Genomic DNA, 7,586 nt, shown 5'->3' on the forward strand with positions numbered 1-7,586 from the left:
ATCCGCACCCGCGAGACCCCGCGCACCACCGCGCCCGGCTCACCCCCGGGCAGCCGTCCCTCCTGCTCGATCACGCCCAGCGTCCCGACACCGGCGTACTGCCCGTTCAGCCGCGGCACCAGCAGCACCCGCGGCTTCTCCACCGCCCGGATCCCCGGCCCCTTGGCCCGGGCCACCGCCCGCGCCGCCTCAATGGCCGCCCGCACCTCGCCGCTCTCGGACAGATCCAGGGGCACCACCATGCCCGGCAGCACGGCCCCCTCGTCCAGAGGCAGCACCGGCAGCGTCAGGTTCTCGCTCATGCTCAGCTCCAGTCCGTGCGTCCAACGGCCACCAGGCCGCCCCGGTCACCCGGGGACCCAACACCAAGTTGAGTCATACTCACTCAAGAAAACGGAGCAGCTTTTTGTTTCCTCAACAACGTTCGCTCTCAGCGATCACCCCTGTGGCCGGGCACGGCAATTTGAGGTGATCTCAGTGGGCGGTCGTCGTGCGGCGGCTCGGATGCCCCCGCGCTGTGGGTGTCACATGCCGGCGATGAGCTTGTCGACGCGTTCGTCCACCGACCGGAACGGGTCCTTGCACAGGACGGTGCGCTGGGCCTGGTCGTTGAGCTTCAGGTGGACCCAGTCGACGGTGAAGTCGCGCCGCTTCTCCTGTGCCCTGCGGATGAACTCGCCGCGCAGCCGGGCCCGCGTGGTCTGCGGCGGCACCGACTTGGCCTCGAAGATGTCCAGGTCCCGCGACACGCGCTCGACCGAGCCGCGCTTCTCCAGCAGGTAGTAGAGGCCGCGGTCGCGGCGCACGTCGTGGTAGGTCAGGTCGAGCTGCGCCACGCGCGGCGAGGACAGCGGCAGGTCGTACTTGCTGCGGTAACGCTCGATGAGCTGGTACTTGGTCACCCAGTCGATCTCCCGGGCCACCAGGTCGAGATCGCCGGTCCGCACCGCCCGCAGGGTCCGCTCCCACAGGTCCAGCACCCGGGTCGTCACGGCGTCGCCGCCGCGGCGGTCCACGAAGTCCTTGGCCTTGGAGTAGTACTCCTCCTGGATCTCCAGCGAGCTGGCCTCCCGGCCGTTGGCCAGCCGGACCCTTCTTCTTCCGGTCATGTCGTGGCTGACCTCGCGGATCGCCCGGATCGGGTTCTCCAGGGTCAGGTCCCGCATCACCACGCCGGCCTCGATCATCCGCAGCACCAGGTCGGTCGCGCCGACCTTGAGCAGCATCGTGGCCTCGTTCATGTTGGAGTCGCCGACGATCACGTGCAGCCGCCGGAACCGCTCGGCATCACCGTGCGGCTCATCGCGGGTGTTGATGATCGGCCGGGAGCGGGTGGTCGCCGAGGACACGCTCTCCCAGATGTGCTCGGCCCGCTGCGACACGCAGTAGACCGCGCCGCGCGGCGTCTGCAGCACCTTGCCCGCCCCGCAGATGATCTGCCGGGTCACCAGGTGCGGGATCAACGCGTCGGCGAGGCGGCCGAACTCGCCTTGGCGGCGGACGCAGTAGTTCTCGTGGCAGCCGTAGGAGTTGCCGGCCGAGTCGGTGTTGTTCTTGAACAGGTAGATGTCGCCGGCGATGCCCTCCTCGCGCAACCGGCCCTCGGCGTCCACGAGCAGACCCTCCAGGATCCGCTCGCCCGCCTTGTCATGGGTCACCAGATCCACGACGCTGTCGCACTCGGGCGTGGAGTACTCGGGGTGGCTTCCCACGTCCAGGTACAGCCGGGCGCCGTTGCGCAGGAACACGTTGCTGCTGCGGCCCCACGAGACCACCCGGCGGAACAGATAGCGGGCCACCTCATCCGGTGACAACCGCCGCTGCCCGCGGAAGGTGCACGTCACGCCGTACTCGTTCTCAAGCCCGAAAATGCGCCTGTCCACACCGCGAGCGTATGCGGCCCGATGCCCGGTTGGCAGTCCCTGAGGCCTCCGGGACTGCGCCGTGCACAGGTTCTTCCAAACTCTCGAACCCGTGCAACCGCCCGGTGGACACCAAGAACGCCATCCTGGCCCACCAGCCAGACCACGCCGCCGGGCAACATTGAGGCATGTCCCAAGAGCGTCGGCTGCGAGCCACCTTCAACAGAGCGGCCGCGCTCTATCAGGACGCGCGCCCCGACTACCCTGACGAGCTGTATTCCGACCTGCTCGCCCTCACAGGGGTCGAACCGCGCGCGCACCTGCTCGAAGTGGGATGCGGCCCAGGAAAGGCAACACTGCCACTGGCACGGATGGGCTTCCGCATCACCGCGGTAGAACTCGGCGACGCCCTGGCGGCCCGGGCACGGCAGCTCCTTGCCGAATTCGACCAAGTCTCGGTGATCACATCATCGTTCGAGGACTGGGAACCGCCGGCCGACGTCCTCTTCGACCTCGTCTACGCCGCCACCGCATGGAAATGGGTGAACCCGGAAGCCAAGTACACCAAGGCCGCCGCCCTCCTCACCCATGGCGGTCACCTGGCCGACTGGAACGCCGGGCACGCCTTCCCCCACGGCTTCGACCCGTTCTTCACCGAGATCCAGTGGGTCTATGAGGAGATCGGCGAAGGCGACGGCAGCCCTTGGCCACCGCCACCGCCCGAGGACCAGCCTGACCCGACCGCCACCGAGTTCGTTGTCTCCGGACACTTCACGGTCGTCGGGACACGGCGCTACGTCTGGGCCCGGCGCTACACCGCGGACGAGTACATCGCCCTGCTGGAGACCTTCTCCGGCCACATCTCCATGGAACCCGCCAAACGCGAGCACCTCTACCGCGAAATACGTCGCAGACTCGCCAGTCGCCCGGACGGGAGACTCACCCGCCACTGGTCCGCCGTCCTCACCATCGGCCGACGCCTATGAGTGTCATGCCGACGGCGCTCACCAGACACGCGCCACCAACATCCACCGGCAAATGTGAAAGCAAGTCCGAACGAGATCATCCACTCTGATCCGGCTAGCACGGCCCGATGCGGCTCGGCCGGCGGGCCGCCCTCAGGTATCGAGCCCATGAAGCGGTGCTGCACTTCCTCAATGGCCCGCTGTCATGCTGTGACCGGCCGCGTCAGGCGCCGGTCGCCGTGCAGGTTCCGCCTGATCGGGTCGAGGTTGTTCGGGAAGCTCAGGGAGGTGGCGCGAGTGTGCGCAAACCACGAGCCACGAAGAGGGCCTCGGGGATCCATGCGCCGGGGCGCGCGTTCGTCTCCAGCGCGTGAGGGCCGCGGAATCCGCCAGGTTGAGATGAACGACCGACACCGGTATCGCGTGCGGACGTACTCGTCGAATTGCAGCTCAGCGTGTGCGGCCACCATCAGGTTGCCCCGGAGGCGACGACTGCCCCTTTCGGACGAAATCGTCTTTTCGGTTGCCAGCCGGTGCGGGTGGCTGGAACCTGGCGTACATGATCAATGGGATGCGCGAGCGCGACGGGACGGCGCCGGGAGGCGCCGATCGTCCAATCCGCCGGGCCGTCGCGCGCGAACAAGGGAATGAGCGACCGGCTCGCGTACCCCCGAGGAGGCCCCCGTGAAGCTCTTCCCGCGCGAAGCCGCCGTGGCCCCGGCGCGGCGCCGGCGCCTCGCGATACAACGTCGATCCGCCACTCGACCGGGAAACCACAGCGAAGGGACATGCGGATGCCCTCCTCGAAGCCAGCGTTCGGGTACCGGCTGCGGGCCCAGCTCGGCCCCATCACCCGGGTACGCCAGCTCGACAGCAGCCCCCGATCACTGGTGTGCCGAGCCGAGATAGGCGGAACCCCGGTGGTGATCAAGCAGATCGTCGGGGGTCCGGACCCCGACGAGCGCTTCCAGCGCGAGATCACCGCGCTCCGCCTCGCCGCCCGGGCCGATCCGCCCCTGGTGCCCGCGATCTTCGGCGCCGACCCCGGCGAGCGGGTCCTCGTCCTGGAACACCTTGACGGCGGCACCCCGCCCTACGACTGGGTGGTCGACTACGCGACGGCGCTCGCCCGGCTGCACGCGGCCACGGGCGAGGCCGATATCGGCGCACTGCCGCAGTGGTCCCCGCCGAGCCCGGACGATACGTGGGCCTTCTTCAAGTTCGCTTGCGAGCTGGACGTCGAGGTGCCCCTGTCCGTCCACCCGGAACTCGACGATCTGCTGCACCGGCTCAGCCAGGTGAAGGGACATTCGCTCCTGCACGGCGATCCCTGCCCCGGCAACGACCTCTACACCGGCGACGGGATCCGGTTCATCGATCTGGAGCAGGCCGCGCTGGGCGACGGGCTGATCGAACTGGCCTACCTGCGCGTCGGATTCCCGACCTGCTGGTGCGTCACCGCGACGCCCGCCCCGCTGCTCCGCCGCGCCGAGGACGCCTACCACGCGGCCTGGCGCGCCGCCACGGGCACCGAGCCCCAGGGCGACCTCACCGACGCGTGCCTCGGCTGGCTGATGCAGGGCGACGCCCTCGTCGAACGGGCGCACCGCGACGGGACCGACCACCTCGCACGGGTGACTCGACGCGATTGGTACTGGGGCACCGCTTCCGCCCGGCAACGGCTCCTCCACCGCCTCGCCGTCGCCCAGGAGGTCACAGCCGACCGCGCCGACCTCGCCAATATCCACCTCCTCGTCACGGGGATGCGGAACCAGATGCTCGACCGCTGGCCCGCCCTGCCCCCGCTCCCAGCACGCCGTCCGCGAGACTCCACGTGATGACGTCCTTCGGCGCGGGTGAGACGCCTGCGGCGGATGACCGAGTCTCGTCCGCGTCACCAAGGCCGGCACCGCCCGGGCCCCCACACCAGCCCGGGCGGTGCCACTGACGTATACGGCTCCCTCGGCGACTCTGGCCGGGGGCACTCCTGCGTCGGCTGGACGAGTTCGCCGGTGTCGCGGGAGCGTTCTCGTTCGGGAGCGGGGGGCGGTCTGGGAGTCGACGCCGGTGAAGCGGGTGCGTCCGTCCAGCGCAGCGTGCCGTCGCGGACGAGGGCGGCCCGTGTGAGGACGGCCTCCAGGCCGTCGCGGTCATGATCGGCTCGGTCGGCGAGGGCGGGATGCTTTGCCTTGCGGAGGTCCTTGGCAATGTGCGGTTAAAGACCTCGCGGTGATCTCGATTCTTTGTGCCGACTCCGGTTTACGTCCGCATGACGCTGGGGTACTTACCGCAACGAGATCGTGACACAGGGTGAACGGCGAGCTCTCCGGAGGGCAAAGCCCCAGGTCCGGAGGCCGTCAGCACGAGGGAGGGGTCGAATGAGGATCACAGCGCGTGAACGGCGCTTCTCGGTCCCCGCAAGCCGCTCCCCTCGCGGCCCGGTCCGTACGGCCGAGGACGTTCCCGGCCCGCTCCGCCGCGGCGCGCCCCGTCCCCCGGCGCATGCGGCGGTGCCGGAGCACGGCGACACACCTCGGGTCCTCGGCCGTACGGGATCGGCCGGCACGGTCCCGTTCCCCGCGACGCACGACCCCCGCCGGACGCCGGTGCCGCTCGCCCCCGCGGCATCGACGTCCTCCGCCGCCGGGCCGGCGGCACCTTCGAGCAGTGCCGCCGGCCCGGCCTCAGCGTCCCGCGCCGACGTCGCCGTCCATACGTCGACGCGGCGCCCGTACACGCCTGCCGGGCGGTCGTCACGCCCCCGCCCGGCTCGGCATCGGAAGGAGGTGAGGTCACGCCTCGATCGGAACCGGCGCGATGCCGGTGAACATCGGCGGCCGGACTCCGTCCGACCCCCGTCCCGGCCGCCACCACGCAGTTAGAGATCGCTGCGGAGCCCGGCCTGCGGAGGCGACGTGCCTTCGCGGGCCGAGGTTCGCCGCCGGTCAGAGCTTCTTGCGCCAGACCTGCCCGTGGATCACGTCCCCGAAGCGGCGCGCCGGAGGCTCCTCCACCTCCAGGACGAACCCGGCACGCCCGTAGATGCGGTGCGCGGGCCGCTGGAGCGCGGTCGTCCACAGCATGATCTCGGAGTAGCCGACCTTGTCCGCGAAGCGCACGCACTCCTCGACCAGCGCGGCGCCGATGCCCATGCCGCGCGCGTCCGGCTCGACGTGCAGCAGCCGCAGTTGGGCGACGTCGTCCTCCCGCCGGACGCAGAAGACGCTGCCCATGGCAACGCCGTCCACCTCGGCGATCCAGGCGTTCTCCCGCTCGGGGTCGTGGTGCTCGACGTACTCGGCGACGACCTTGGCGACGAGGGCCTCGTAGGTGCGGTCCCATCCGCACTCCTCGTCGTAGAGGGCGCCGTTGCGCTGCACCACCCAGCCGAGGTCGCCCGGACGCAGCGGACGCAGTCCGAACCGGTCGGGGCGCGGGCCGTCACCGAGGATCCCGTGCATCGTGCGCATGGCGGCGAGGAGCCGGTGCCGGTCCTCGCCGGGCAGGCCGTCCAGCAGCCCGCGGATCTCGGACCGGGACCGCTCGTCCAGCATGGCGAACACCTCCCGGCCCCGCGGCGTCAGCCGGGCGACCTGGCGCCGCGCGTCGTCCGCCGACCGCTCGCGGACGACCAGGCCGTCGCTCTCGAACCGGGCCAGCATCCGGCTGAGGTAGCCGGCGTCGAGGTCGAGCGCGCGGCGCAGCGCCAGCACCTCGGTGTCCGCGCGCTGGGCCAGCTCGAAGATCACCCTTGCCTCGGTGAGGGAGTACGGCGTGCGCACCAGGCCCTCGCCGAGCACCCCGATGACGCCGGTGTAGAACCGGTTGAACGCCCGGACCGTCCCGACGTCCGCCGCGGTCACCTCCATGCCGCCTCCAAATGCTTGACTCGGTCAAACATTAGGGGACGCGGCGGCTGAAGATCCAGCCCTTTTGGAGATCGTCAGGCACCGACCTGTACGGCCGCGCCCAGAGCGCGCGCCTCCCGGACGACCTTGCGCTCGACGAAGAAGGTCATGAGCGGGACGATGCCGCCGAGCACGATCAGCACCATCCGTCCCACCGGCCACCCGGCACGCCGCCACAGGTCATAGGACACCACCAGGTACACCATGTAGAGCAGGCCATGCACCGGCGCCACGATGCCCGCCATCGCCGGCTGGTCGGACGGCCCGTACTTCAGCACCATGCCGACCACCAGCAGCACCAGGAGAGTGCCGACCACCAGGGCCAGGATGCGATACCTGGTCACCGCGCCTTCCACAGACCACACCTCTCGTAGAACAACCCGCCAACCTGTCGATCAGCCAGGTCCCCGCCAACTCACTTGGAAACTCCCCCGGGCACCGCGCCTCGGTCAGTCGCGCCGGTGCGTCTCGCTGTTGAGGCGCGCCAGGTAGCGGTTGTAGGCCGCGAGCGCCGGATCCTCTTCCTCCTGCCGGCGGATGATCTCCCGCTTGACCTCGGCCTCCGCGGGCTCCTCGATCACGCGGGGCGCCTGGGGCTCCACGCCGTCCCGCTCGTCCCGGATCATCTTGACCCACATCACGATCACGAAGAGCGCGAAGATCGGCCACTCGAAGGTGTAGGCCCAGCTGCGGTCGTTGCCGGACTGGGCGCGGTCGTACTGCCACCAGCCGAAGCCGAGGAACGAGCCGCACAGCACGATCGCCAGCACGTGCAGCCCGAGCCAGCCTGGGGTGAAGAACCGTCGCACGTCAACGAGCGTACCCCCGCCCCGGCGGAACCCGAGCACACC

General features: G+C 70.0%; 7 protein-coding genes. 2 read left to right on the forward strand and 5 right to left on the reverse strand.

Annotated features, from left to right (window positions below; all coding sequences use genetic code 11):
* Both E1298_RS41240 and pafA read right to left on the reverse strand, forming a co-directional pair.
* A partial coding sequence (locus tag E1298_RS41240) for an LON peptidase substrate-binding domain-containing protein (RefSeq protein ID WP_207945150.1) occupies window positions 1-302 on the reverse strand: 302 nt, incomplete at its 3' end.
* Between the two features lie 222 nt (window positions 303-524).
* Window positions 525-1,883, reverse strand: a complete 1,359-nt coding sequence (gene pafA / locus E1298_RS41245; protein ID WP_131902824.1) for a Pup--protein ligase — start codon at window positions 1,881-1,883, stop codon at window positions 525-527.
* Between the two features lie 167 nt (window positions 1,884-2,050).
* On the opposite strand from pafA, the gene E1298_RS41250 reads away from it, so the two are divergent.
* Together E1298_RS41250 and E1298_RS41255 are read left to right on the forward strand one after the other, a co-directional pair.
* Entirely contained in the window at window positions 2,051-2,848 is a 798-nt protein-coding gene (locus E1298_RS41250) for a class I SAM-dependent methyltransferase (RefSeq protein ID WP_131902825.1), read from the forward strand.
* 773 nt (window positions 2,849-3,621) lie between these two features.
* Window positions 3,622-4,665, forward strand: a complete 1,044-nt coding sequence (locus E1298_RS41255) for a protein kinase family protein (protein WP_131902826.1) — start codon at window positions 3,622-3,624, stop codon at window positions 4,663-4,665.
* 1,107 nt (window positions 4,666-5,772) lie between these two features.
* On the opposite strand, the gene E1298_RS41260 is transcribed toward E1298_RS41255, so the two are convergent.
* The 3 genes from E1298_RS41260 to E1298_RS41270 all read right to left on the reverse strand — a co-directional run.
* The gene (locus E1298_RS41260; RefSeq protein WP_131902827.1) at window positions 5,773-6,696 is read right to left on the reverse strand and encodes a bifunctional helix-turn-helix transcriptional regulator/GNAT family N-acetyltransferase; all 924 of its coding nucleotides are present in this window, start codon (window positions 6,694-6,696) and stop codon (window positions 5,773-5,775) included.
* Between the two features lie 74 nt (window positions 6,697-6,770).
* Entirely contained in the window at window positions 6,771-7,079 is a 309-nt protein-coding gene (locus E1298_RS41265) for a DUF3817 domain-containing protein (protein ID WP_243726152.1), read from the reverse strand.
* Window positions 7,080-7,184: 105 nt separating this feature from the next.
* Window positions 7,185-7,586 (reverse strand): hypothetical protein (locus E1298_RS41270; protein WP_341770695.1); only part of this gene is annotated, 402 nt, incomplete at its 5' end.

The sequence above is a fragment of the Actinomadura rubrisoli genome, assembly GCF_004349215.1.
Classification (GTDB): domain Bacteria; phylum Actinomycetota; class Actinomycetes; order Streptosporangiales; family Streptosporangiaceae; genus Spirillospora; species Spirillospora rubrisoli.